Genomic DNA, 23,202 nt, shown 5'->3' with positions numbered 1-23,202 from the left:
GCTACTCGAACGGCTTGGGATCTCCCGCGCCGACCCGGACGATTTCGGGGAAGTCCTCGGAGAAGTCGATCACCGTGGTGGGTTCGGTGCCGCAGTCGCCGGAGTCGATGACGGCGTCGATCTGGTGGTCGAGCAGCTCCTTGATCTCCCACCCCTGGGTCATCGGCTCTTCCTCGTCTGGCAGCAGCAGGGTGCTCGACAGGAGTGGCTCGCCGAGTTCCGCGAGCAGGGTCTGGGTGACCACGTGGTCGGGGATGCGGACGCCGACCGTCTTCTTCTTCGGGTGCAGCAGCCGGCGCGGCACCTCTTTGGTGGCGGGCAGGATGAACGTGTAGCTGCCCGGGGTGGCCGCCTTGATCGAGCGGAACACCGCGTTGCTGATGTGCACGAACTGCCCGAGCTGGGCGAAGTCCTGGCAGATCAGGGTGAAGTGGTGCCGGTCGTCGAGCTGCCGGATGGTCCGGATCCGGTCCAGGCCGTCCTTGTTGCCGAGCTGGCAGCCGAGCGCGAAACAGGAGTCCGTCGGGTAGGCGATCAGGCCGTCGGCCCGGATCAGGTCGACCACCTGGCCGATCGCTCGCTTCTGCGGGTTCTCCGGATGCACGTCGAAATACCTGGCCATCCCCAGACCCTAGCGCTCCGGCTGCACCGACGGGGAGCGCTAGAAGAGGAACGACACCGCGAGAGTGGTCAGCGCCAGCGTGGCGGTGAGCACCCAGCGGGCGGTACGGCCGGACGAAATGATCATGGCACTGATTCTCCAAGCCGCCCCAGCGTCTGGGAACGGCTTGGAGCGTAGATCAGGGACGGATCCGGGGGCGGCTCAGTGGACTACCTGACCAGCAGCTTCAGCGCAGTACTGAAAGCGGTGTCCCGCCCCTCCCGCATCTCGGCGGCCGTGAAGACCGGAGTACGGAGGTCCGGCGGGATACCCGGGCCGTCGAAGGTCTCCCAGTCGCGGGTGCGGAACTCCTCGTTCGGCACGATGAACCGCCAGCCGTTCGGCAGGGTCCGGACCAGGACGTCGGAGAAGACGCCCTGGGTGTTCTGCCCGATCCGGACCGGCCGCGGGCTGCGGTTCATCATCGCCTGGGTGAAAGTCTCGCCGGCACTCATCTGCGACCCACCGGTCAGCATCGCGATCGGTCCCGTGTACTTCGTCCGCTCCGACGGCTGCACGAAGATCGGCTGCGCCGCGGTGAACGCGGACGGGTCGGCCGGGTCGTTGCGGGCCCGCTTGGCATAGGCGAAGAACGGCCGGCCGGTGAGTCGCGAGGCCAGATCCAGCCCGAGCTGGTCGGAGCCGCCACCGTTGATCCGCAGGTCGATGATCAGCCCGCGCAGCTTGTTCCGCCCGGTCGTCCGGTCCTTGATGAGGATCTGGTCGATCGTGTCGTTCAGGATCTTCCGCTCGTTGGTGTAGTCGGGGACATCGCCGTACCCGAGAAAGGCGACCACCCGGAGATAGCCGATCCGCCCGGGCAGGTCGGCGTACCCGATCAGGCCGTTCGCGTACGTCGTCATGCGGGTGCCCTTGAGCGTCGTCTGCTCGATGTAGGGCCGCAGCTCCGCCTCGAGCTCCGGCGACGGCAGGGTGGTGCCGGGTCGCACCCCGGCGAACGCCTTGGTCCCGGTGCGAATCGCGGTGTGCGCATCGCCGAGCGGCTTGATCATCTCGCTCAGCAGGTCGAACAGCACATCCTCCGAGATGTCCGGCGTCACCCTCGGACGGTAGGTGTCGCGGACCTTGCCCCAGGCGATGCCCTTGGCCGCGAAGAACGGATAGTTCTCGGCGTACGTCGTCCAGAACTGGTCGAAGACGGCCAGCGGACCCGTTGCCCCCGGCACCGTGCAGTTGGTGGGGAGTTTCGCCAACCTGCGCAGGTGTTTGTCGCCAACGTTGCCTTCGACGTGCAACACCGCGCGGTCGCGGCGCGCCCGCACGGTGAAAGCCTGCTCCTCCTCGGCGGTGAACCGGTTGCCGGATTGCGTGTAGACAGCGGCCGGCGTACAGCTGATCGAGGTGGTCGAGAACAGCTCGGCCTTTCCGTCGTCGATGGCAACGATGGTGCCGTAACCGTCCATCTGCCAGACCCCGTCGACGGAGTTCGCGGCATTGGCTGCCAGCGGAGCGGACAGCGGCGCGGCCACCAGTCCGGCGGCGATCCCGACAGCCAGCACCAGTCGGCGGGCGGGGCGGAACGAAGTGAAGTCCATGCGGACACTCTTGTCGCCCGGGCCGAGCCGAGACAGGGAGCGATCACCCCAGCCGGGGGTAGACCTAGGCCCCCTACTTCGCCAACCCCAACGGCGTCGCGCTGACCACCAGGTTCTTCTCGTACCCACCCCGTGCCCGGTCGTAGGCGCCAGTACAGGTGATCAGCACCAGCCGATGATCACCCGTTTGCTCGAACGCCCCACTCTCGGTCGCCAGCGCACCCTTCGACACCGACGTCACCGAGTCCACCCGGTACGACGCGCTGTGGCCGGCGCCGCGCAGTACGACAACCTCGCCCGCCCTGACCTTCAGCAACCGGACGAACAAGCCGATGCCTTCCTTGGCCGAATCGACGTGTCCCGCGATCACCACCGACCCGAACGGGTCACCCGCCTCGGCGCCGCCGTCCCACCAGCCGACCTGCTGGACACGCTCCGGAACGGCCAGCTCGCCAGCTAGGGTCTTCGCGGGCAAGACGGCGGCCTTGGCTCCGCCGGGAAGCACGAGTTCGGTCGGTACGAACCTGATCCGCTGGCTGGCGGCCGGCGTACCGACTCGGCCGGGCAGCACGGAGGGCAACGGCTCCGGCTGTTGCGCAGCCGGAGTACCGCCGCCATCCGTGCCAGGGCTCGGGACTGCTTCGTTCGCCTGCGCGGCGCACCCCTCCAGGGCCACGCAGCAGAACAGGAACAATCCGAGCAAGAACCGCCTCAGCGACGAACCACCTTCCTGACTGTCAGAGCCAGCCCGCCGGCCAGCAGCAGAACCATCAGCGGCAACCCGGCGCCCGGCGACCCAGAGGTCAGGTCGGCTGCCTGCCCGCCGGTGCCGGTGTTGACCAGGCCTGGCTTCGCGCTGCCGGACCCGGGCAGCTTCAGCGTCGCGACCGCGACATTCATCGTCTTCGAGGCCGGCTCACCGACGGCGAACACCCGGGTCAGATAACCGGCCCGGACCGGCAAATTCAGCGGCCCGAGAACAACCGGTGTGGTCGCACCGGTCGGCACGATGTCGACCTTGTAGGTACCGGCCGGAACCACCACGTCGAGCGATTCACCGTTCGCCACGTTGGCGAACAGCACCTGGCCGTTCACCCGGATGTCGGCCGGCCCGACCGCCGCGGTGTGCGCCACCCGGACGGCGGCCTTGTCCCGCGGTACGGCGGTCAGCTTGTTGGCGTAGGTGGTGATCACCGGAGCCGCGGTCGGCGCCGCCGGGCGATGGATGACGACATCGAGGTTGCCGTTGGCACCCACTGTCACCTGCCGCTCGATCACCACCTTTCCGCCCTCTGTCGCGGTGATCTTGCGCGACCCGGCCGCCACCGTCAGCGGCCCGACAACCTCGGCCGCCTGCACCCCACCGGCCACCTGCTTGCCGTCGACGGCGATCGCGAGCGTTCGGCCGGGCAGTCCCTGAATGACGTGCAGGACGCCACTCGAGGCCGCCTGGGCCGGCACCGCGACCAGGCCACCGAGCCCGGCCACAACGATCGCCAGCAGCACGGAAAAGAGACCGCGAAATTGCGGACCTGACATTCTCGATAATTTCGCCGGGGTATTTCTCCATGTCGAGATAACTGTTGGAGATTGCCCGGACACCCTCTGTCCCCGCATTTTCCCCCGCCCTTCGGAAATGCATCGAGAATTGCCCGACAATGCCAATTGCGGCGTATCGTATGCGGAAGTCGACCTGGCCACCAGAGGAAGCGTCCGGGCCCGTTGGGGGCGATACCGCATGTCCGCACGCAGGTACGCCGGGGCCTTGGCGACGCTGATGTTCGGGCTCGGCTCGACCGTTGCCTGCTCACCCGACCGGGCCGTGACCCCGGTCGATCCCAGCCCTGGCCCGCTGACCACCGACGTCACCGGCACCCCGTCGATCCTGTCGCCGCCGCCGTCCGAGGGTCCGGGCCGGACCGCCCCCGGAATCCATCTCGCCGCGATCCCTCGCGCCGACGGCAGTTTCGACATCACCGAAGACGTCGTACTGCGCTCCGAGGTCGCCGTCATCCGTCTTCAACCGCCGCGATCGGGGGAGCATCTCCCGGGGATGATGCGATCGACCCAGCCCGTCGCGACGAACCTGTGGATCACCGCTGCCGGTCAGCGGGTGCCGGCAGCCGCTCAACTGGCCGTGAACCTCATCGTGCCGCTGACGGTGGCCACGACCAGATTGCGGCTGACCTACCGGCTGACCAACTCGACCTTGCGCAGCCAACCGTCGGAGTCCGGCCGGGCCGCGGCGGCGATCAGCCCACTCACCGCCGCCGTCGACGGGACCCTGCCGACGAACTACCAGATCTCCGGCGGCGGACTGCTCAACGCGGTCTGCCCCGAACTGACCGAAACCCGCTGCGCCGTCGGCGAGCCACCCGGGCTGGGTATCCAGCCAGGCATCCCGGCCGGCCAAGCGCTCGTAGTACTGCAACTCGATCTGCCGAAGCAGGCCTGACCGGCGGCTTTGAAGCGCTTAGGCTGGGGCCATGGTCGACACACAGCCTGAGGACCGGATCGCCTTCGGCACCGCCCGGGCCCGTTGGGTGTTGGCCGCCACGGCACTCGGCTCGGGGATGGCGTTCCTGGACGGCACGGTCGTCAACGTCGCGCTGCCCGCGATGGGTGAGGACCTGGGCGCCGACATCGCCGGGCTGCAGTGGATCGTGAACGGCTACATGCTGATGCTGGCCTCGCTGATCCTGCTGAGCGGATCGCTCGGTGACCGGCTCGGCCGCCGCCGGACCTTCGTGGCCGGCGTCATCTGGTTCGCGCTGGCGTCACTGGTCTGCGCGGTGGCGCCGAATCTCGAGGTGATGATCGCCGGCCGCATCCTGCAAGGGATCGGCGGCGCCCTGCTGACCCCGGGCAGTCTCGCGATCCTGCAGACGAGCTTCCGGCCGGCGGACCGCGCCAAGGCGGTCGGCCTGTGGTCGGGGCTCACCTCGGTCGCCGCGGCGGTCGGGCCCTTCGTCGGCGGGAGCCTGGTGGACAACGGCTCGTGGCGGCTGATCTTCGTGATCAACCTGCCGATTGCCGCGGTCACCGTCCTGGTCACCCTGCGGCACGTGCCGGAGACGCGCGACGAGACGACGTCCGGCAAGCTCGATGTGGCCGGCGCCGTTCTCGCGACCGTCGGACTGGCCGGGCTGACCTTCGGTCTGATCAGCGCCGGGGACCGCGGTTTCGGTGACGCCTTGGTGCTGGTCTCGCTGGCGATCGGCGTCCTGGGCCTGGCGGCCTTCGTGCAGGTCGAGCGACGCAGCTCGCATCCGATGCTGCCACCGGGAATCTTCAGTAGCCTCCGGTTCACCGGAGCCAACCTGGTCACCGTCGTCGTGTACGGCGCGCTGGGCACGGCCACGTTCCTCTTGGTCGTCTATCTCCAGACAGGGCTCGGCTACGAAGCACTGACCGCCGGTGCGGCGTTGTTGCCGATGACCGTGCTGATGCTGGGACTCTCGGGCTACGCGGGCGCCTTGTCGGAGAAGATCGGCGCTCGCATCCCGATGACCGTCGGCCCGCTCTTCATGGCCGGCGGCTTCCTGCTGATGATGAACGTCGAGCCCGGCGCGGAGTACCTCACGGACGTCCTGCCGTCCGTCGTCGTACTGGGGATAGGCCTGGTGTGCACGGTGGCTCCCCTGACTGCCACCGTGCTGTCCTCGGTCGAGGACCATCACGCCGGTGTCGCCTCCGGGGTCAACAACGCCGTCGCGCGGTCGGCCCAGTTGATGGCGGTCGCCGCGATTCCGCTGGCGGCAGGCATCACCGGTGACTCCTACCGTGATCCCGCTGCCTTCAGTGATGGCTTCCAGATGGCCATGTGGATCTCGGCCGGCCTGGCCGTTGCGGGCGCAGTACTGGCTTGGGTGACGCTTGGACCGGCTCCGCGTCGGCCCGCCGAGCCTCAGGCCCATCACCGGCACTGCGCTCTGGAGTCGCCGCCACTGTCGAACTGCCCGACTAGTTCACGGTGAAGGTGCGCGATGTCCCGGTGAACGGTGTGATGGTGCCGTTCAGCGCCTTCGCATCTCCGCGGTGGATGATCCGGTAGGTGCCGGGCTGGGTCGCCTTCCAGGTGATCGTCGCCTTCGAGTCGGCCAGGCCGGTCCGGGTCCAGCGATAGGTGGTGTCCCAGTCGCCGTCGTCGGCAACTCGTTGCCATTGGCCCCCAACTTGGCGCTGCACCTCGAGGTACGTGCCGTTGCGGTGCAGGTTGTTCTTGGGATGGCCGGTGACGAACTTGACCGAGACCGTCGCCCCTCGCACGTACTGCGGTGCCGCGTCCGTCAGCACCTGGCCGAACGACTTGAACGGTGGCGGACTGTCGACCACAACTCCGGTCTGCAGATTCAGCTCGGCGGTCGCGGGCTTCGGCGGATGCGTCCCGATCGGGACCGGCGTACCGGCCTTCAGCGCCTTCGCCAGTCCGGCGAACTCCTGCTGGTACGCCGGCAACGTGTACTTGCCGAACAACGTCGAGCCGCCCTCGTACTGCTGGAGCTGGTACTCCTCCGGCGTCGTCACGTACTGCGCGTAGGCGTTGGCATAGCCCTGGATCAACACGTTCTCGAGCGGAACCCCGAGTTCGGCCGCTACCGTACGCCGGAGTCGCAGGCCGGCCACGATCGTCACCTCACCAGGCACCGCGACCAGGTGGAACTGGCCGAGTTTCACCAACTGGATCGGCACGATGTCCGGCGTTGCCTGGAGCAACCCGGTCGGCACCGCGGCCAGCTTGGGTGACTGGCAGCTGATCAGCCACGGCGGCACGTCGACCTTGTACGGCTTCAGCAGCTCGAAGAACGGGTTCGTCACGCCCTCGGGGATCACCGCGATCCCCGGCCCGTCCTCGACGCTGCCGGCCAAGGTCGAGACGCCGACCACGCCGGGACAGGTGCGGTGCGGCTCACCGTCGGGCGTGTACCGCGGGGCGACCTGGACAGCCGACATGTCGACAAATCGCATCCGGGCGTCGATGCTGCCGGTGATCGGCGCGCGCGGCCCGTTGTAGGCCTGGACCGCGGCCCGGTGCTGCCGGTCGCCGAGGATCTGCTGGTTCAGCAGCGGGTTCTCGGTCGGACCGGAACCGGGCCGGAGATTGAGGTTCGGCGACATGTCGCCGGCATTGGTGTTGGGGAACGCGGCAACAAATCCCTGGCTCTCGTCGAGATAACGGACCCCCTTCTCGTCGTGCTCCCAGCGATACGCCGCATAACCCTTGTTGTCCGGGCTGATCAACGTGTTCTCGTTGGTGATCGAGGTCGCATGGGTGGCGAACCAGCTGATCGCGCCGACATCGGTGCCGCCCTGCTGGAAGCGCAGTACGGTCACGGCCGGGTCGATCCCCTGCGGGAAGGCGGCGCGGTCACTGGCCGGGTTCTGCTCGAAGGCGACTCGCGAGCGCTGAACGCTGGCGTTCGTCAACGTGGAGCGGCCGAGACTGATGGTGCCGGGGGCAAGGTTTCCGTGGGCCTCGGTGATCGCCTCGACGATCCCGTCGACGGTCGCGTCGAAGGCCTGCTTCTGGAACCCGAGGATGGACAGGTTGTAGGCCAGGTTGTGCGACTGGCCGCCGGGGCCGCTGTGCGTGTGAGTTGCCGAGAGCAACACGTTTCGCTCGGAGTACAGGTCGCCGTACTTCGCTCGCAGCTTGGCCAGGACGGCGTCCCGCTGGGCCTGGAAGATCATCCCGAGATCCGCGTTGACGTAGGCAACCCGCTGGCCACTCGCCTGATCGACGGTCACGAACGCCCGGGCCCGCAGCCGCTGGTGCAGCCCGGTCGTATTCTGCCCGAACTTGGAGTAGCCCATCATCCCGTTCTCCGCGGCCGGGCCGGTGACGTCGGAGATCCCACGCCCGACCAGGTACGGCGAGTCGGCGGCCTGCGCGGTGGTGCGGTGGCCGCTGACCGCGGTGGCGACCAGCGCGAGGGCGAGTACGGCGACGAGCGGGCGGGGGCGGCGGCGCATGACGTCTCCTGTCAGTCCTGTCAGGATGAAAGCTGAGCCAATTTCATCTTCATCGGAGCGTACTGACTCCCTCGCGTACTGTGAAGGCTTGACGTTTTAACACAGTCGTGCTGTACGATCGTATGCATGACCTGGTTGCGTGCCTGCTTCGGCGCCCTTGCGATGGCCATCGCCCTCGGCACGGCCTCCGCCGCCTCCGATGCCTTGTCCGGAATCCCTGCCTGGCTGGACCGCCTGCTGCCGGCACTGCTCTGCACGGCGATCGCGGTCCTGCTGATCCGGCCCTGGCGCCGTCGCCGGCAACTGGGCCTCGTCGGCGGCTGGCGGCCGTTCGCCCGCGGAGTCGCCGTCACTGGCGGCAGCGCGGCAGTGATGCTCGGCCTCGGTACTGCGGCAGGCTGGATCGACTGGGGCCCGTTCGATCTTGGCAGCGTGCTCCTCTTCCTCCTGACCAACGCAGTGATCGCCGTGCTCCTCGAAGCCTTCCCGGAGGAGCTGACGCTGCGCGCGGCCACACCTACAGCGCTCTCCGCGACGGCCACCGCCCATGGATCAGCGCTGTCGGAACGACCTTTCTCTTCCTGCTGGTGCCCGGCGCCGCGTCAGTGATCCAGGCGCTCCTGAGCGGACTCATCGGCGTCTCCGCTCCGACTCCGGGCCTCGCCCCGCCTGGCGAAGACGCCATCAGCTACCTGATTCTGTTGACCTTCTTCAGCTTCACCCTGGTCGCGGCCCGCACTTCCACCGGCTCCCTCTACGCGAGCATCGCAACCCATCTGACCTTCCTCACCGTCAACCGCCTGACCCTGCTGGGCGGCGATCGCGACTCGGGCTGGTCCGCCGAACTGACCGCACCCGACGCGATCCTGCTGATCCCCGGCTATTTGTTGCTAGCAGCAATCATTTACCGATGGTCAGGTAGTAGGCGCGAGTCTCGGCGGGCAGCCGCTCCAGCGAGTAGCGCAGCATAGTTCGCGGCATCCGGGCGGCATGCTTGTCCAGGAAGGCGAGCAGGTCGTCCGGAGCGCGCTTGGCGGCTTCCCGCAACATCCAGCCGGAGGCCTTGTGGATCAGATCCTCCCGGTCGCCGAGCACCAGCTCGGCCAGCGCGAAGGTGTCGGCGGTCTGGCCGGTCCGAATCAGCCCGTACGTCGCGACCAGCGCGATCCGCCGTTCCCAGAGGTTGCTAGAGGCAATCAATGTGTAGAGCGGATCGCGCGGCTTGTCGAGCAGGTAGCCGCCGACGACGTCCGGCGCACTGCAGTCGACGAGGTCCCAGTTGTCGATGTACCGGGTGTTGCGCAGGTAGAGGTCGAAGATCGCCGCCAGTTCCGCGGGGTTCGCAGTACGGGGCTTGAGGGCTCGGGAGGCGCGGTCCGCGAGAAGGCAGAGCATGGCCAGCCGGTGTTCGTGGACCGGGCTCGCCAGCGCCTTCTCGATCGCGGGTAGCGGCAGGCCGACGCGGAGATAGGGCTTCAGCAGCGCACGCACTGTGGAGAGCTTGACGCCGATCATCCGGTCGCCCTCGCCGTACCCACCCGGCTTGACCTGGAAGTAGCGCGCGAGCACCTCGGCGGTCGCCGGGTCGGCGGCCGCGTCGAGCTCCGCGAGCAGGTCGTCGATCGTGGTCAGAGCACCAGCCCTCCCGTCACCCGCAGGTTCTGGCCCGTGATCCACCGGCTGTCCGGTCCGGCCAGGAACGCGACCACATCGGCGATGTCGGCCGGTACGCCGAGCCGGCCGAGCGCGGTCAGGCCGATCACTCGCTCGAAGACCTCCGGTGGGTTCGAGCCGCGGAACATGTCGGTGTCCGTGGCGCCGGGCGAGACGCAGTTGACGGTGATGCCGCGCGACCCGAACTCCCGGGCGGCAACGGCGGAGAACTGCTCGAGTGCTGCCTTGCTCGCGGCGTACAGGGAGATGCTCGGGCCGGGCAGCACGGTGTTGAGTGTCGACAGGTTGATGATGCGACCGTCGTCCCGCAGTACCGAACCCGCCTTCTGCAGGGCGAAGTACGGCCCCTTCAGGTTGCCGGCCATCAACTCGTCGTACTCCGCTTCGGTGACGTCCGCGATCGGTTTGGGCATCACGGTCGCCGCGTTGCAGACGAAGATGTCGAGCCCGCCGGCCGGTTCGGCGGCGAGCGCGAAGACCTCGTCGATGGCGGTCAGATCGGCCTGGTCGGCCTGTATCGCGACCGCCTGGCCGCCGGCCGCCTTGACCTCGTCGACCACCTCACCCGCTGCCGCGGAGCTGGCCGCGTAGGTGAAGGTGACCGCCGCGCCGTCGGCCGCGAGCCGGCGGACGATGGCCGCTCCGATCCCGCGCGAACCACCGGTCACGAGTGCGCCTTTGCCGGTCAGTACTCCCATCGGAACTCCTTCCGCAGCTGTCTCGTCATCGCTGCCTGCCATGATCGCCGACCCTCGGGGCCACTGACGGTGAGCGACCGCGCTGGTTGCCGAGGGCGACGGTAGGACCGGTGCTCCGGTGGTTTGGTCACGCTCCGGGGTCGCTGCGCGGGGACCCGTTGTGGCGCTCGGTTGTTGGGGCATACGGTTACACCAGGGCTGTCTCCCACCACGCCAGGACCGACCGGCGTCCGCGGGGGCACCCGGGGGAGAATCACCGTGACGAGCCAGCCCGAGTCCCACGATGGGGAGATGATCCGGACCACCTTCGGTGCCGTCACCGAAGAGCTGGCGGCCGGCGTTCTGGTGGTCCGGCTGTCGGGTGAGATCGATATCGCCACCACCGAGTTCGCCGCCGAAGCCATCCGCGCCGCCATCGCCCCGCCGGCCCGGAAGGTGCTGATCGACGTGTCCGCGGTGACGTTCTGCAGCTCGGCCGGACTGGGCAACCTGGTCGAGGCCCGGCAATTGGCCGGGCAACGTGGCATCGATCTCGCATTGGTGGGTGTCGGACGTCCGGTGGACCGTCCACTGACCATCACCGGCCTCGGCCGTGAGTTCCGGATCTTCGCTTCGGTCGACGACGCCCTGGACCAGGGCGGATCCGCCTGACAGGTCGCGGAGCCTGGCCGGGCCGATCGGTTCGGCCTGTCCCGAATGGGGGAAGGCTGTCCTTACATCCGACCAGCCTGGGGGAATCGCGATGAGTTCAGCCGCCCGCCTGCGGATCGGCGTACGGTCTGTCGGCGAGGCCGTGGTGGTCACCCCGTCCGGCATCCTGGACGTCGCGACCGCACCGCAACTGCGAACGTTCCTCACCAAGCAACTGGCGGAGCAACCGGCCGCGGTCATCGTGATGCTGCACGACATCGTGCTGGCGAAGGCGTACACACTCGGCGTTTTCACCGCGGTGGCCCGGCAGACCGCGCAGTGGTCCGGGCTCCCGCTGATCCTGGTGACCAGCCGCCACCACGACCACCAGTTGCGGCTTCATTCGGCGGTGGTGGCCCGGTTCATCCCTGTCTTTGACAACCTCGCGTCGGCGCTCGCGTCGATGAACAGCTCACCGGTCCGCCAGCTGACCAGGCTCAGGCTCGGGCCCGAACCGGCCAGCCCGGGAGTGGCCCGGCGGTTTGTCGCGGCCACCTGCGAGCTGTGGCGCTGCGAGGACGTGGCCGAGGACGCGGTGGCCATCGTCTCCGAGCTGGTCGCGAACGTCGTCCGGCACGCCGGGACGGACGCCGTACTGCGCCTGGAGCTGCGCAGGCAGCTCCTGACCGTCGCGATCAGCGACGGCAACCCCAGTCTGCCGGTCCGGCCGTCGACCGAGGACTGGGCGGAGAACGGCCGCGGCCTGGGCATCGTCAGGGCGCTGTCCACCGGCTGGGGAGCGAACCGGACGATCAGCGGAGGCAAGATCGTCTGGGCGACCGTCCGGGTGACGACGCCGAGCGCCCGGCCGACGATCAACAACGGCTGGCGGAACGGCAGGTAGCGCGCCCGAGAGGGCTTCGTGTCCAGGATGAGGCCGATCGATTGGCCTCAAGTCCACGGTGTTGGGGGTTCTGGGCCCTACGATGACGCGTGTGAGCGTCGATTCCAGGAAGCAGCAGAGTCGGCCTACCGTGCAGGACGTCGCCCGGGAGGCCGGTGTCTCCCCGTCCACCGTGTCGCGCGCCCTGCACACCCGGGGCTACGCCTCACCGGAGGTCCGCGAACGCGTCCAGGCGGCCGCCCAGCGGCTCGGGTACGTGCCGAACCACATGGCCCGCAACCTGCGCAGCCGGACCTCGACCGCGATCGGGGTGCTGATCTCCGACCTGCGCAACCCGTTCTACGCCGACCTGGCCGCCGGGGTCGAGGAAGTACTCCGGTCCGAGGGCTACCAGATGATCCTGGTGAACGACAACGGCGACCCCGAAGAGGAGATGCACGCGGCGGAGACGCTGCTCGCGATGCAGGTCGCCGGGGTGATCGTGACTCCGGTCGCGGCCGCCTGCCCGAAGATGCTGCAGGACAACGGCATCAACGTGGTCTCCGCCGACCGGCAGCTCGGCCGCGGCGGCGACGCCGTACTGAGTGACAACAAGGCCGGTGCGCGGGAGCTGACCGAGCACCTGCTCGGGCTCGGCCACGAGCGGATCGGCCTGTTGATCGACGAGACGAAATGGTCCACCGGCGCGGGCCGGCTGGCCGGCTTCCGGGCGGCGTACGAGGATGCCGGGCTGGAGCTCGACGAGGACCTGATCGTCTACACCAGCTTCGACGCCGAGGCCGCCCGGGAGACCACCCGCGAGCTGCTGAACGAGCACGACGTCACCGCCATCCTGTCGGCCAACAACGTGCTGGCCCAGGGCGCATTGGCCGAGTTGAAGCACCGCAGACTCCGGATACCGAACAAAATCAGCCTCGCCGCGTACGACGATGTGCCGTGGATGTCACTGGTCCAACCGGGCATAACCACCGTGGATCAGCACACAGTGGATCTGGGTCGTAGCGCTGCGCAGTTGTTGCTGGCCAGAATCCGGGACGAATTGCCCGCACGGCGGCGAATTGTCCGGGTGACGCCCCGCCTCGTCATCCGCGGATCGACCGGTCCCGCTCCCAGAAACTGAATTTCTGGCGTACGACCGGCACATGACACAACTTCATGTAGACCGGGTCATCGCCAGGCAGCTCGAGCGTCACACCGAGGTCGCCTACGCGATGCACAGCCAGCTGGAGGCGATTCAAGCAGTCGCCGACGAGCTCATCCGCCGACTCGACTCGGGCGGGGTGCTCTACACCTACGGCAACGGCGGATCCGCTGCCGACGCACAACACCTGGTCGGTGAACTCATCGGCCGTTACCTGAGGGAACGGCGGCCGCTGCCCGCCGTCGCCCTGGTCGGCGACGCGGCCGTCACGAGCTGCATCGCCAACGACTACTCCTATGACGAAGTGTTCTCCCGGCAGGTCCAGGCCCTGGTCCGGCCGGCCGACATGGTGGTCGGCTTCAGCACCTCGGGGACGTCACCGACGGTGGTGAAGGGACTGGAGGCGGCCCGCTCGGCGGGCGCGTGCTCGGTGGCCTTCACCTCCCGGCGCGGCGTCGGCCTGGCCGCGGCCGCCGACCTGGCGATCGTCGTACCGGCCGAGGAGACGGCCAGGATCCAGGAGATGCACCTGCTGGCCCTGCACATGGTCAGCGAGATCGTCGACCAGTGGGCCGCGGCCTACTGATCGGCCTGAATGAACCGGTTGTGGGAGCCGGTTTTTGAGTGAGGTGACGCCGGGTGGAACGCCCCACCCGGCTCGCCCGTTGCCGTTGTACGCCGTACTGCAACCTTCCGATCGCGTCACCTCGACGGCCGCCGGACAGTTGATGCGGTAGCGTCCTGTGTCCCGTGCGCGGGGCACTGTGACCCGTGAAGGCTTTGACGAAGGAATGAGAATGGCTGAGAGCGCCAAGATCATCGTGGTGGTGCCGACCTACAACGAGCGGGAGAACCTGCCCGTCCTGGCGGCGCTGCTGTCCGACCTGAAGCTGCCCGGGCTGCAGATGCTGGTGGTCGACGACAACTCCCCCGACGGCACCGGCGACGTCGCCGACGAACTGGCCAAGGCCGCGCCGGAGCAGGTCTCGGTCCTGCACAGGACCGAGAAGGACGGGCTGGGGCGCGCGTACATCGCCGGCATCAGCCGCGCGCTGGACGAGAACGCCGACATCATCATCCAGATGGACGCCGACCTGTCGCACCCGTCGTCGGTGATCCCGCTGATGGTCGAGACCCTGCAGACCACCGACGCCGCCGTGGTGATCGGCTCACGCTACGTAGAGGGCGGCTCGGCCGCGGCCGAGTGGGCCTGGCACCGGCGGCTGCTGTCGGCGTTCGCGAACATCTACGTCAACACGATCCTGCGCCTACACGTGAAGGACGCCACCGCCGGCTTCAAGGCCTGGAAGGCCGAGACCCTGCGCGCCATCGACGTCTCCACGATCCGCAGCAACGGCTACTCGTTCCAGGTCGAAATGAACTACCGAGCAGTCCGCCAGGGCAAACGCATAGCCGAAGTCCCCATCCGCTTCGAAGAACGCACAGTAGGCGCCTCCAAAATGAGCCTCAAGGTCCAACTGGAGTCAGCCCTAATGCCCTGGAAACTCCTCTTCAAACGCTCCTAACCCGGGCACCGTCGGCACCCCGCGCGGCGCCAACGGCCTGCTCAGCGTTGCGACCGTGCCTACCCCACCCCCGCAATGCCCAGCACCGCGAGCGCGCCTCCCAGCCCCACACGAATCGCGACGCAATGCCAGCACCGCGTGCGGGCCCTCCCTGCCACCCACGGCTCGCCCCGCGATGCCAGGACCGTGTGCGGGCCTCCCTGCCCGACATGCCTCGTCCCGCGATGCCAGGACGCCGTGTCCGGCCGGCCCCTTGGTGCCCGCCGCCGCCAGGCGCCAGCCAGCGAAATGCCCCACCCTGCGGAGTGCCACCACTCCCCCTCCTCCGCATTGCGACCGCGCGCACCCCACCCCCGCAACGCCCAGCATGCTGGACGGGCCTCCCTGCCCCACACTGCTCGCCCCGCGATGCCAGCACGCCATGTCCGGCCAGCACCTGGGGTCCCCAACCACCGGCCGCTAGCCAGCGACATGCCACACCCCAGCCTCAGCACTGCGACCGTGGCCTACCCGACCCTCGCAGTGCCAGCACCCCAGGTCCTGCTTCCCGCCCCACAGCTCGCACCCCACACGGCTGCACTGGCGCAGCCACACACCACGTAGCGGCGTGCGGCGTGCCCTCTCCGCCCCACAACCGGCCGCGCCGCCGCTTGCCGGCGCCTCCACCACCCCGCCCGTCGCCGCGTAGCGGCACACCCCGCGTAGCGGCACCTGGCGGCGCAGCCGCGCGTACCGGCTCAGCCGTAGCCGAGCTCGTGCAGCCGAGCATCATCAATCCCGAAGTGATGTGCGATCTCATGCACCACCGTGATGTTGACCTCGTCCACAACATCCTCGACCGACTCGCAGATCTCCAGCGTCGGATTCCGATAGATCGTGATCCGATCCGGCAGCACACCACCGTAGTAATGCCCGCGCTCGGTCAGCGGAATCCCCTCATAGATCCCCAGCAGATGCGGATCACTGGCCGGCGCATCGTCCTCCACGAAGACCGCCACGTTGTCGATCAACGCCGCCAACTCCGTCGGCACCTGATCCAGCGCTTCGGACACCAGTACTTCGAAATCTGCCCGGCTCATCTCGATCACCACACCACCCTAGTGACCCGCCCCACACCCCCGGATTCCTCACCGCCCGCCACACGCGACGACCACCCGACACGACCCCAGTGCACCCCTCCACCACGATCTCCCCGCAGATCGCCAACCACGCCCGCACAGCCCCAACCCACGCCCCCACCCCCTCCTCCAACAGCCCTCACCACCGCCCTGAAGAACTCGTTTTGGACCTACGCCCGGTCTCCTCTATGCTTACGGCTGTCCCAAGGAGCTTCGGCTCCCGCGGTCCGAGTCCCCATCGTCTAGTGGCCTAGGACGCTGCCCTTTCAAGGCGGTAACGCGGGTTCGAATCCCGTTGGGGATACGGTCGAAAGACCGATGTCAGCAAGGCTCGAAAGATGGTGTAGCATCGTCGAGCAATCTGGCCCAGTAGCGCAGTTGGTTAGCGTGCCGCCCTGTCACGGCGGAGGTCGCGGGTTCGAGTCCCGTCTGGGTCGCCAGGAGAGTGGCGGCGGGTGTCCATCACCGCCGCCATCTGTCTCTCCCGGTCAGGTAGCTCAGCTGGTAGAGCGTCCGCCTGAAAAGCGGAAGGTCGGCGGTTCGAGACCGCCCCTGACCACACGTCTCATATCAACCCTCTCCGTTCGTCGGAGAGGGTTTTTTCTTCCCCACGCGCGCTCCGCAGCCGACCTCCGGCGCTCCGCTCCTCCGGCCGCCAGCTACGCCCACTCCCGCCCACCCTCCGGCTACCGCCGGCGGAGGTTTCCGGCTGACTCCGGGTCTATCGGCTGACGCCGCATTTGCGCTACGCCGCGCGCTGCGCGCTCTGGGCACACCGCTCACCTCTGTCGACGCCCCCGTGATTTCTGGCCAACTCAGTCGGGCAAAGGCTTCAATCGGTGGATCGGGCTGGATCGACCGACCAGAAACACGTCCTGACCGGCGTCGCTAATCACCAACCGGTGTTCCTCACGCGGCGGTCGACCAGCCGCGAGCCAATCTCCATGCGCGGCCTCGACGTCGCTCCAGACCGTACCGGCGCCGCCTTGGGTCACCAGACCATCCGCGAGACGCGCCCAAGACCCATCTGGGCGGATCGCCACCGACACACCGTCCACGGTCATCACCCGGACGTCGGGGCTCGTCAGGTCGAGCCAGAATCGCGCCTCGTTGTCGCGATAGATCGAGGCATCGAAGCGGTACGCCCGGCTGACACCGACTCCGTTCAGAGCAACCTGGATCGCCTCCCCGACTACCTCGGGTTCCGGCTGATGACGCAGTGGCATGAAGTACGCGGAAATCGGCAGGAACTGACCCGCTGCCTCACCAGTCGCCCCTTTTCGAACCACCGCGACGCCGGCACCGAGTGGAGTCACGATGACCCCACCCGGCCGAAGCTGCTGAAGCCAAGCCGCAGGTACGTAGTCGAGCCGGCAGGTCGCGATGACAGCGTCGTACGGGCCGGCGTCCGGATAACCATTGACTCCGTCGGCGACTGCTAGCAGCGGCCGGTACCCTGCCGTTTCGAGCCGGCTCCGCGCCTGAGCGACTAGCTCGGGGTCTATGTCGACGCTTACCACCTGGTCAGGCCCAAGCCTCTCCGAGAGCAGCGCTGCGTTGTACCCGGTGCCGGTACCAATCTCGAGAACTCGCTCATTGCCGGACAACTCAAGTGCTTGGAGCATGCCGGCCATCAAACTCGGCGCCGTCGAGGATGACCTGACATCCTCAGTCGTGACGAGGTGGATGTCCGAGTAGACAGCCGACAACCACTGGTCCCCAGCTGTGGAGTCGACGATCGAGGTGCCTTGCTGGTCACCGCGATAGAACCGCGGCACGAACAGATGACGCGGTACTGCGCTGAACGCTGCCTGCCACCGCGGATCAGTGATGTGGCCGTTAGCAACGAGTTCACTGACCAGCTTGTCCAGGTCTCCTGCGGCTTGGCGGGCGAGGCTCGCTCTCGGCTCGCTCATCGGCAGCTCGTCTCCAGAAAGTCCGTGATTGCACAGGCGATGGCGTCGCGCAGCTCGGGAATGAAAGCCCATTGTCCATTGGGGTTGGCTTCGAGAAACATCCAGCCACGCTCAGGATCGACCTTGAAGTCGAGCGCGGCGAAGGTCAGTCGCAATTCGCGAAGCAGATCGAGCACCGCCCGGCGTACACCTTCGGGTACCTCGACAACCCGGTACTCCACGTTCTCATGATGAGCTCTGATATCGATCGGCCCGCCCAAATCCGCTGGATGAATTTCGGTGGCGAAGAGCTCCCCTCCGACGGCGGTCAGACGGATATCGACGCCCGAAACGAGTTCCTGGAACAGATGTGCCGTAGCGGCGATGCCCGGATCACCCCACAGATCTTCACCCACCTCGGCTGTGTACAGAACGCCGCTGCCCCGCAGATCATCGACCGTCACCATCGTGGCCAACGACTTGGTGACGATCCGGCCGCCGACCGACCTCGCGAAATCGCTGACGGACTCCGGTTCGGTGGTGATGAGCGTCGCCGGCACCCGCAGGCCACAGCGCGCCGCGACGGCGAGCTGATGCGGCTTGACCCGTGCATCTGCCATGGCCGACGGGCTGTTCAGCCAGACTGCGTCTGGAAGGCTCGTGAGAACACCTGAGAACCCATGTCGGGCCTGAGAACGAGCGAATGTCTCCTCCGCCGACGAGCCTCCGGCCGGGATTCGGAACTCCGAAGGTCTGCGGTAGTAGACGGCACGCACCGACTGAAGGTCGATCTCTCGAGGCCCTCCGGTGAATCCCCCGTCCCAGGTTGTCCCGTCCCGATCGAGCCTCGCCGTAAGGCGGAGGTCAGCCGGAAAGCTTCCCGGGTCGCAGCGCACGAAGGGGGTCCCTCTCGCATTGAGCTGATGCAGGACCACATCAGCTGTGGGGTCGTCATCATGAGTCAGCACCAGGATCCTGGCGGGGTCGGTCATCTTGGTGGCCCCGGCTACTTGTCGTCTGCCATCCAGTCCACGGTAAGCACGTCCTTACCGTCGGACTCTGTTTGGGTCATGGTCGCGGCGACCGGCATGACCTCGGTCGCAAGCTGCCCATTGACGAGGCCGACCTGTCGCTCCCGGCAGAGCGTCACCGTCGGGGGATTGAATCGCGGCCGACCAGGTGAATAGTCGACGAAGCGCAGACCGAATGGGCGAACGAACTCGTCGGCGGAGGTCTCCGCACCCTGCATACTGCTGAGCGGAAAGCGGTCTTGGTCCTGCCACATGATGTTCTCCTGGTGAGTTGAAGTCAGAGCACGGTCAACGGCCACAGCCGCTGCTCAGACGGAATCGGTGGATGATCGGGGACGCAGTCCGGATCGACAAGGACCGTGGGCGGCAGCGGCTCATTGGTGATGCGCAACCCGGCGAATCGACGGCCCATCGCAGCGGCGTACCGATCAGCGAGCAGCCTCTCGGCGACGTAGGTGGCAATCACGTGGCTGCCGAACCAGACCTGCACCCTGCGGCGCTCGAGAGCCGTCATCGCCGGCCTCGCAGATCGCGCGCTACATCGATCACCATCGCCACGACCAAGACTGCGGCGATCACGGCCAGCACTCGCATCTGTGTGTTCACGACACTCACCACTTCTTCCGTCCACTCCGCAGCCGCCGGAATTTCCCGACACGACGAGCGAACCATCGGTTACGGTGAGTTGGTACCTGTATCAACGGCCGATGTGGTGAAAGCGGTGAACGGCGAGCCCGGTCAACTGTTCACCGAGGGGAGGCAACTGTCGTGTCAAAGGCCCGGCAGCGCAACGAGAAACTCGCGGCAGTCATCGCGGAGGCTGGCTGGTCGCACGCCCAACTGGCGCTCGCTTTCGGACGTGTCGCGGCCGAGCGGCGGTCCCAAGACCAGGCCGGTGTCGGCCGATCACACGTCTCTCACTGGGTGGCCGGCTCCAGGCCGTCCGGCTCCGCACCCGACATCCTCGTCGAGACCTTGTCCCGTCGTCTCGGACGGCCGGTCACGGCTGATGAGATTGGCCTCACCCAGTTGACCTCGTCACCGATACTCGACTGGAATGCCGACACGTTGACGGCGCTGGTCGATCTCGGGAGAAGCACCTTGGATGTCGAGCGCAGGGCGGTACTGCGGGCAGCCGGCTACTCGGCCGCCGCGCTGGCATTGCCTGACCAGGCATGGTGGGACCAGCTCGCCGATCGATCCACGAAGCAGACTCTCAAGGGCGGCCGCTTGGTCGGCACGGGAGATCTCGAAGCTGTCCGAGAGACGGTGCAACTCTTCACCCGAATTGACCAGCGCCGTGGCGGAGGCCATGCCCGTGCGGCCGTCGTTCAGTACCTGACCTCGGATGTCGCGGGATATCTGCGCGCCTCCTACACCGACGACGGTGTTCGAAAGGGCATGTTCTCCACGGCCGGCGAACTCGCCTACCTCGTCGGCTGGATGGCATTCGACAACTCCGAGCACGCGATCGCCCAGCGATATTTCGCCGTCGCCGTGAAGTTGGCGGCAGAAGCCGACGATGCACCGCTAGCCGGCCACATCCTTCGCGCCATGGCGCACCAGGCGGTCGATCTAGGACATCACCGGCAGGCAGTCAAGGTAGCCGAGGCATCACTGGACGGTCGTCGCTATCAAGACGCCAGCCCGCGTGAACGCGCCCTGATCGGCGTGGTCCACGCCCGAGCGCTGGCGGTCGACGGGCAACGAACTGCTGCGGCCCGCGCCCTCCTCCGCGCCGAGACAGACCTCGCCTCCGCGAAAGCTGGCGACGACGAGCCTGGCCGCGTGTTCTTCTTCGGCGAAGCAAGCCTCGCCCACGAAACCGCCTGCACGTTGCGCGACATGGGCAACCTTGCATCGGCAACCAGAGAGTTCCAGCACAGCGTCCGTACCCGCAAGGCGGCTACCTTCACCCGCACCCACGCTGTGACCCTCGGCTACCTGGGCGCAGTACAGGCTCGCAGCGGCAGTATCGAGGAGGCATGCGGGACCTGGTCCGAGGCGCTCGACGCCATGGACGGAGTCCACTCCGGCCGAGCTCGCCAGGCGGTCCGCGACATGCGCTCCAGCCTCTCGGTCTACCGCGCCAAGGGCATCCGCTCCGTAGCTGAACTCGATAGCCGTGCAGCCAGATACCTTGCCTCGGCCGAGCACTGACAATGCCTTACTCACAAGGGAAACAATGACTGAACAGCCGATTACCCTCCACCCGGTCGCCCACGTCGTTGGCGGCCGAGTCGAGCCCACTGACGACTACTGGGGTGGCACCCAAGCCATCATCCGCATCGATGACCCGCGCCTGGACGCCGACTCCACCAAAGGCCTCGAAGACTTCTCCCACCTCGAGATCGTCTTCCACTTCCACCTGACCGATCAATCAGACCTCCACCTCGGCGCCCGCCCAGCCCGCGACAACCCCGACTGGCCAGCAGCAGGCACCTTCGCCCACCGCAACATGCGCCGCCTCAACTGGCTAGGCGTCTCCCGCTGCCGCCTCCTCAAAGTCGACGGCCTAGACCTCCACGTCGAAGACCTCGACGCCGTCGATGGCACACCCATCCTCGACATCAAGCCTTGGTTCACCGAATTCGGCCCCCGCGGCGCCATCCACCAACCCACCTGGCCCACCGAAATGCTCAGCGAGTATTTCGCGCCGCACGACTAGACATACGCTGGCCTCGCATCCGTCCTCGTCACCCAGTACGGGTGCCAGCGAAGGCTTGCCAGTGGGTTGCGCCGTTGACGTTAACGTAGGGCAGAGCGCTAACGAGTAGGCGGGCAACGGCCTCCTCGGCAGTCGCCTGTCTGTCCGGCACATAAGCAGCGTGAGCCAACAAACCGCACCTGATTGAGGCGTTGTCCATACGACCGAGCAATCGAGACTGCGTTTCGACAGCTTTCCGGATGTGCGCTGGGTGTCCTGCATTCGATAGCAGCGAGTACTCCTACTGAGAGGTCGGCCTCTTATTGATCAGACCGTGCGGGTAGTAGGGACTCAGGACCAGGACACCCACCTGGGATTCGCCTGACCATCGATGCACTCAACGCTGCATTTTGCGCGGCGATGAGCGAGGTGGGCATCGTGGCCAGCGACCCTGTGCTCCGCGAAAGCACTCTCCTGCGCAACTCTCTGCGGAAAGCGTTCTACAACGTCAGGTATTCGAGCGTCTACTCTCCCGAGAAACCAAGCGCGGCATTGTCGGAGTCGACCGCTGCATATGACGCCTATTTCCGATCCGTCCGCGAAGATCTCGGTATCGCCGAACCCAGATCCAGGGCCACACCTACCCCGTTCCCCTGATCTGGCTGGACACTCAGTCAGACATCTAAAACGGGTCTGGCCACTTCTTCTATGTAAGCGTGTTCCCGCCTTTCAGGCCGGGCCGGTCTCCGTGGGCCGCTCAGCTCATACGGCGGTCCGCATGGCCCCCCAGCCCGGAGAGCGTGCCCACTCGCCCGCACCATGCGGAGGGACCTTAAGTCGCACGAGCGTGTCACAGAACTGCGCAGGAGATCTGCCAAGCACGTCTCCTCTATAATCTGCGCTATCGACGTCGTGCAGGACTGGATACCCGGCAGGACCGGCATGCAACTCCTTCCTACCCAGGACCATGACCCGAAAGTGCTTCAGTACGATGAATGACGAAACAAACGTAGAGCGACTCGCACGCTCCCTGCCTCTGATCATCGTGGCCGGGATTGCAGACCTAGCGGCTTTTATATCCCTCCTGACGTCATCCAGGGTCAACGCATGGGTTGATCGGCATCCACAAGCAATAGCCTTCGGCGCACTGACCCTAATCACACTCCTCATCACAGTCGCAAACGTGATTGCGCGATCAAATCGAATAATGCGCCTGACAGTCATATCCAAAGATGCAGAAATTGAAGATTTGCAGCAACGGCTACACCCCACCCCTCGCGACAAGGAACTCTTCATGAGGCTTCTTGGAGAGTTCCCATCCACAACCGGAACGATCACCTTTCTGGAATATTCCTTCACGGCGAAGAGATGGCATCGCGATAAGGTTCATCACGTTCTAGCATTCCCAGAAGTATGGCGTCATGAATTTTTTGATGACAAACAAACCCAAGAGGCCTTCACCTCGTTCCGAGCGAATATCCAAGCGCTGGGCACCTGGATGGCAAGCGAGAGTTTCCCCAGCCAAGACGATCCCCAGGTTAACGAACTACCAGCGCCACATGAATTTGCCAGAGGCTACAAACAGTTCGCAGAAGTTCGTGAGCGTGGCCTTCGGTTGGCCAATGCGGTGTTGGAGGGCCGACAGCACGTCGAGCGCGTAGGGCGAAGCAGAGGACTCTGAGGCACCCAGATTGCAAGGATTCATGTGTCCCTCCAGGGATGCGCTGCACCAGGCGCGGACATCACAC

General features: G+C 66.7%; 24 protein-coding genes, 3 tRNA genes and 1 pseudogene. 15 read left to right on the top strand and 13 right to left on the bottom strand.

Translation table 11 applies throughout. The features are described 5' to 3' along the window. Position 1: 1 nt before the first annotated feature. The 4 genes from ACQPYM_RS03680 to ACQPYM_RS03665 form a co-directional block, all read right to left on the bottom strand. On the bottom strand, positions 2-622 hold the full coding sequence (locus tag ACQPYM_RS03680) for an L-threonylcarbamoyladenylate synthase (RefSeq protein ID WP_433014754.1): 621 nt from the start codon (positions 620-622) through the stop codon (positions 2-4). A gap of 209 nt (positions 623-831) precedes the next feature. After that, complete coding sequence (locus tag ACQPYM_RS03675) at positions 832-2,217, bottom strand: S41 family peptidase (RefSeq protein WP_433014751.1); 1,386 nt, start codon at positions 2,215-2,217, stop codon at positions 832-834. A gap of 73 nt (positions 2,218-2,290) precedes the next feature. Next, positions 2,291-2,920 (bottom strand): class F sortase, encoded by a 630-nt coding sequence (locus tag ACQPYM_RS03670; RefSeq protein ID WP_433014748.1) that lies wholly within the window; start codon positions 2,918-2,920, stop codon positions 2,291-2,293. Positions 2,921-2,928: 8 nt separating this feature from the next. Next, a complete protein-coding gene (locus tag ACQPYM_RS03665) occupies positions 2,929-3,756 on the bottom strand; it encodes a DUF4397 domain-containing protein (protein WP_433014745.1) in 828 nt (275 codons plus the stop codon). Between the two features lie 199 nt (positions 3,757-3,955). Between ACQPYM_RS03665 and ACQPYM_RS03660 the strand changes: the two genes are divergently transcribed. Beyond that, complete coding sequence (locus ACQPYM_RS03660; protein ID WP_433014742.1) at positions 3,956-4,672, top strand: hypothetical protein; 717 nt, start codon at positions 3,956-3,958, stop codon at positions 4,670-4,672. Positions 4,673-4,703: 31 nt separating this feature from the next. Further along, the gene (locus ACQPYM_RS03655; protein WP_433014739.1) at positions 4,704-6,194 is read left to right on the top strand and encodes a DHA2 family efflux MFS transporter permease subunit; all 1,491 of its coding nucleotides are present in this window, start codon (positions 4,704-4,706) and stop codon (positions 6,192-6,194) included. Here the strand turns inward: ACQPYM_RS03655 and ACQPYM_RS03650 are convergent. After that, positions 6,181-8,190 (bottom strand): neutral/alkaline ceramidase, encoded by a 2,010-nt coding sequence (locus tag ACQPYM_RS03650; RefSeq protein WP_433014736.1) that lies wholly within the window; start codon positions 8,188-8,190, stop codon positions 6,181-6,183. The two genes, ACQPYM_RS03655 and ACQPYM_RS03650, sit on opposite strands and share 14 nt — an antisense overlap. A gap of 126 nt (positions 8,191-8,316) precedes the next feature. Between ACQPYM_RS03650 and ACQPYM_RS03645 the strand changes: the two genes are divergently transcribed. Together ACQPYM_RS03645 and ACQPYM_RS03640 are read left to right on the top strand one after the other, a co-directional pair. Continuing rightward, positions 8,317-8,799 (top strand): hypothetical protein, encoded by a 483-nt coding sequence (locus tag ACQPYM_RS03645; RefSeq protein ID WP_433014733.1) that lies wholly within the window; start codon positions 8,317-8,319, stop codon positions 8,797-8,799. Further along, positions 8,778-9,161, top strand: a complete 384-nt coding sequence (locus ACQPYM_RS03640; RefSeq protein WP_433014730.1) for a hypothetical protein — start codon at positions 8,778-8,780, stop codon at positions 9,159-9,161. The genes ACQPYM_RS03645 and ACQPYM_RS03640 overlap by 22 nt, the downstream gene beginning before the upstream one ends. On the opposite strand, the gene ACQPYM_RS03635 is transcribed toward ACQPYM_RS03640, so the two are convergent. Together ACQPYM_RS03635 and ACQPYM_RS03630 are read right to left on the bottom strand one after the other, a co-directional pair. Next, positions 9,091-9,867, bottom strand: a complete 777-nt coding sequence (locus tag ACQPYM_RS03635) for a DNA alkylation repair protein (protein WP_433014727.1) — start codon at positions 9,865-9,867, stop codon at positions 9,091-9,093. The genes ACQPYM_RS03640 and ACQPYM_RS03635 overlap by 71 nt on opposite strands. Beyond that, positions 9,819-10,562 (bottom strand): SDR family oxidoreductase, encoded by a 744-nt coding sequence (locus ACQPYM_RS03630; protein ID WP_433014724.1) that lies wholly within the window; start codon positions 10,560-10,562, stop codon positions 9,819-9,821. The genes ACQPYM_RS03635 and ACQPYM_RS03630 overlap by 49 nt, the downstream gene beginning before the upstream one ends. Positions 10,563-10,820: 258 nt before the next feature. Between ACQPYM_RS03630 and ACQPYM_RS03625 the strand changes: the two genes are divergently transcribed. The 5 genes from ACQPYM_RS03625 to ACQPYM_RS03605 all read left to right on the top strand — a co-directional run bounded on the left by ACQPYM_RS03625 (position 10,821) and on the right by ACQPYM_RS03605 (position 14,763). Continuing rightward, complete coding sequence (locus ACQPYM_RS03625) at positions 10,821-11,213, top strand: STAS domain-containing protein (protein WP_433014721.1); 393 nt, start codon at positions 10,821-10,823, stop codon at positions 11,211-11,213. A gap of 91 nt (positions 11,214-11,304) precedes the next feature. Then, positions 11,305-12,096, top strand: a complete 792-nt coding sequence (locus tag ACQPYM_RS03620; RefSeq protein WP_433014718.1) for an ATP-binding protein — start codon at positions 11,305-11,307, stop codon at positions 12,094-12,096. Positions 12,097-12,187: 91 nt separating this feature from the next. Continuing rightward, positions 12,188-13,216, top strand: coding sequence for a LacI family DNA-binding transcriptional regulator (locus ACQPYM_RS03615; RefSeq protein ID WP_433014715.1), 1,029 nt, complete (start codon positions 12,188-12,190; stop codon positions 13,214-13,216). A gap of 22 nt (positions 13,217-13,238) precedes the next feature. Then, positions 13,239-13,823, top strand: coding sequence for a D-sedoheptulose-7-phosphate isomerase (locus ACQPYM_RS03610; RefSeq protein ID WP_433014712.1), 585 nt, complete (start codon positions 13,239-13,241; stop codon positions 13,821-13,823). Positions 13,824-14,034: 211 nt separating this feature from the next. Continuing rightward, positions 14,035-14,763 (top strand): polyprenol monophosphomannose synthase, encoded by a 729-nt coding sequence (locus ACQPYM_RS03605; protein ID WP_433014709.1) that lies wholly within the window; start codon positions 14,035-14,037, stop codon positions 14,761-14,763. 737 nt (positions 14,764-15,500) lie between these two features. Here ACQPYM_RS03605 and ACQPYM_RS03600 read toward each other — a convergent pair. After that, a complete protein-coding gene (locus ACQPYM_RS03600) occupies positions 15,501-15,851 on the bottom strand; it encodes a metallopeptidase family protein (RefSeq protein WP_433014706.1) in 351 nt (116 codons plus the stop codon). A 261-nt stretch (positions 15,852-16,112) separates the two neighbouring features. Between ACQPYM_RS03600 and ACQPYM_RS03595 the strand changes: the two genes are divergently transcribed. From ACQPYM_RS03595 to ACQPYM_RS03585, 3 genes are all read left to right on the top strand, one after another. Beyond that, a tRNA-Glu gene (locus ACQPYM_RS03595) sits at positions 16,113-16,185 on the top strand. A 59-nt stretch (positions 16,186-16,244) separates the two neighbouring features. Next, positions 16,245-16,321: transfer RNA gene (locus ACQPYM_RS03590), tRNA-Asp, on the top strand. 46 nt (positions 16,322-16,367) lie between these two features. Beyond that, a tRNA-Phe gene (locus ACQPYM_RS03585) sits at positions 16,368-16,440 on the top strand. Positions 16,441-16,696: 256 nt separating this feature from the next. On the opposite strand, the gene ACQPYM_RS03580 is transcribed toward ACQPYM_RS03585, so the two are convergent. The 5 genes and pseudogenes from ACQPYM_RS03580 to ACQPYM_RS03560 form a co-directional block, all read right to left on the bottom strand. Beyond that, positions 16,697-17,797, bottom strand: coding sequence for a methyltransferase domain-containing protein (locus ACQPYM_RS03580; RefSeq protein ID WP_433014703.1), 1,101 nt, complete (start codon positions 17,795-17,797; stop codon positions 16,697-16,699). Beyond that, positions 17,794-18,396 (bottom strand): hypothetical protein, encoded by a 603-nt coding sequence (locus tag ACQPYM_RS03575; protein WP_433023527.1) that lies wholly within the window; start codon positions 18,394-18,396, stop codon positions 17,794-17,796. The genes ACQPYM_RS03580 and ACQPYM_RS03575 overlap by 4 nt, the downstream gene beginning before the upstream one ends. A gap of 63 nt (positions 18,397-18,459) precedes the next feature. Then, a pseudogene (locus ACQPYM_RS03570) lies at positions 18,460-18,768 on the bottom strand (MvdC/MvdD family ATP grasp protein); the annotation flags it as partial. 14 nt (positions 18,769-18,782) lie between these two features. Beyond that, positions 18,783-19,106: a hypothetical protein gene (locus ACQPYM_RS03565; protein WP_433014700.1), complete on the bottom strand. Its 324-nt coding sequence runs from the start codon at positions 19,104-19,106 to the stop codon at positions 18,783-18,785. Then, positions 19,085-19,321 carry a hypothetical protein gene (locus ACQPYM_RS03560; RefSeq protein WP_433014697.1) on the bottom strand — a complete coding sequence of 79 codons (237 nt, stop codon included), beginning with the start codon at positions 19,319-19,321 and terminating at the stop codon, positions 19,085-19,087. The genes ACQPYM_RS03565 and ACQPYM_RS03560 overlap by 22 nt, the downstream gene beginning before the upstream one ends. A gap of 254 nt (positions 19,322-19,575) precedes the next feature. On the opposite strand from ACQPYM_RS03560, the gene ACQPYM_RS03555 reads away from it, so the two are divergent. From ACQPYM_RS03555 to ACQPYM_RS03545, 3 genes are all read left to right on the top strand, one after another. Then, positions 19,576-20,967, top strand: coding sequence for a hypothetical protein (locus ACQPYM_RS03555; protein ID WP_433014694.1), 1,392 nt, complete (start codon positions 19,576-19,578; stop codon positions 20,965-20,967). A 25-nt stretch (positions 20,968-20,992) separates the two neighbouring features. Further along, positions 20,993-21,475, top strand: a complete 483-nt coding sequence (locus ACQPYM_RS03550; protein WP_433014691.1) for an SAM-dependent methyltransferase — start codon at positions 20,993-20,995, stop codon at positions 21,473-21,475. Between the two features lie 970 nt (positions 21,476-22,445). Further along, positions 22,446-23,135: a hypothetical protein gene (locus ACQPYM_RS03545; RefSeq protein WP_433014688.1), complete on the top strand. Its 690-nt coding sequence runs from the start codon at positions 22,446-22,448 to the stop codon at positions 23,133-23,135. Positions 23,136-23,202: the final 67 nt, after the last annotated feature.

Origin of the sequence: Kribbella sp. CA-294648, from assembly GCF_050943845.1 — a bacterium.
GTDB lineage: Bacteria > Actinomycetota > Actinomycetes > Propionibacteriales > Kribbellaceae > Kribbella.
This window is presented reverse-complemented; position numbering and strand designations above follow the sequence as displayed.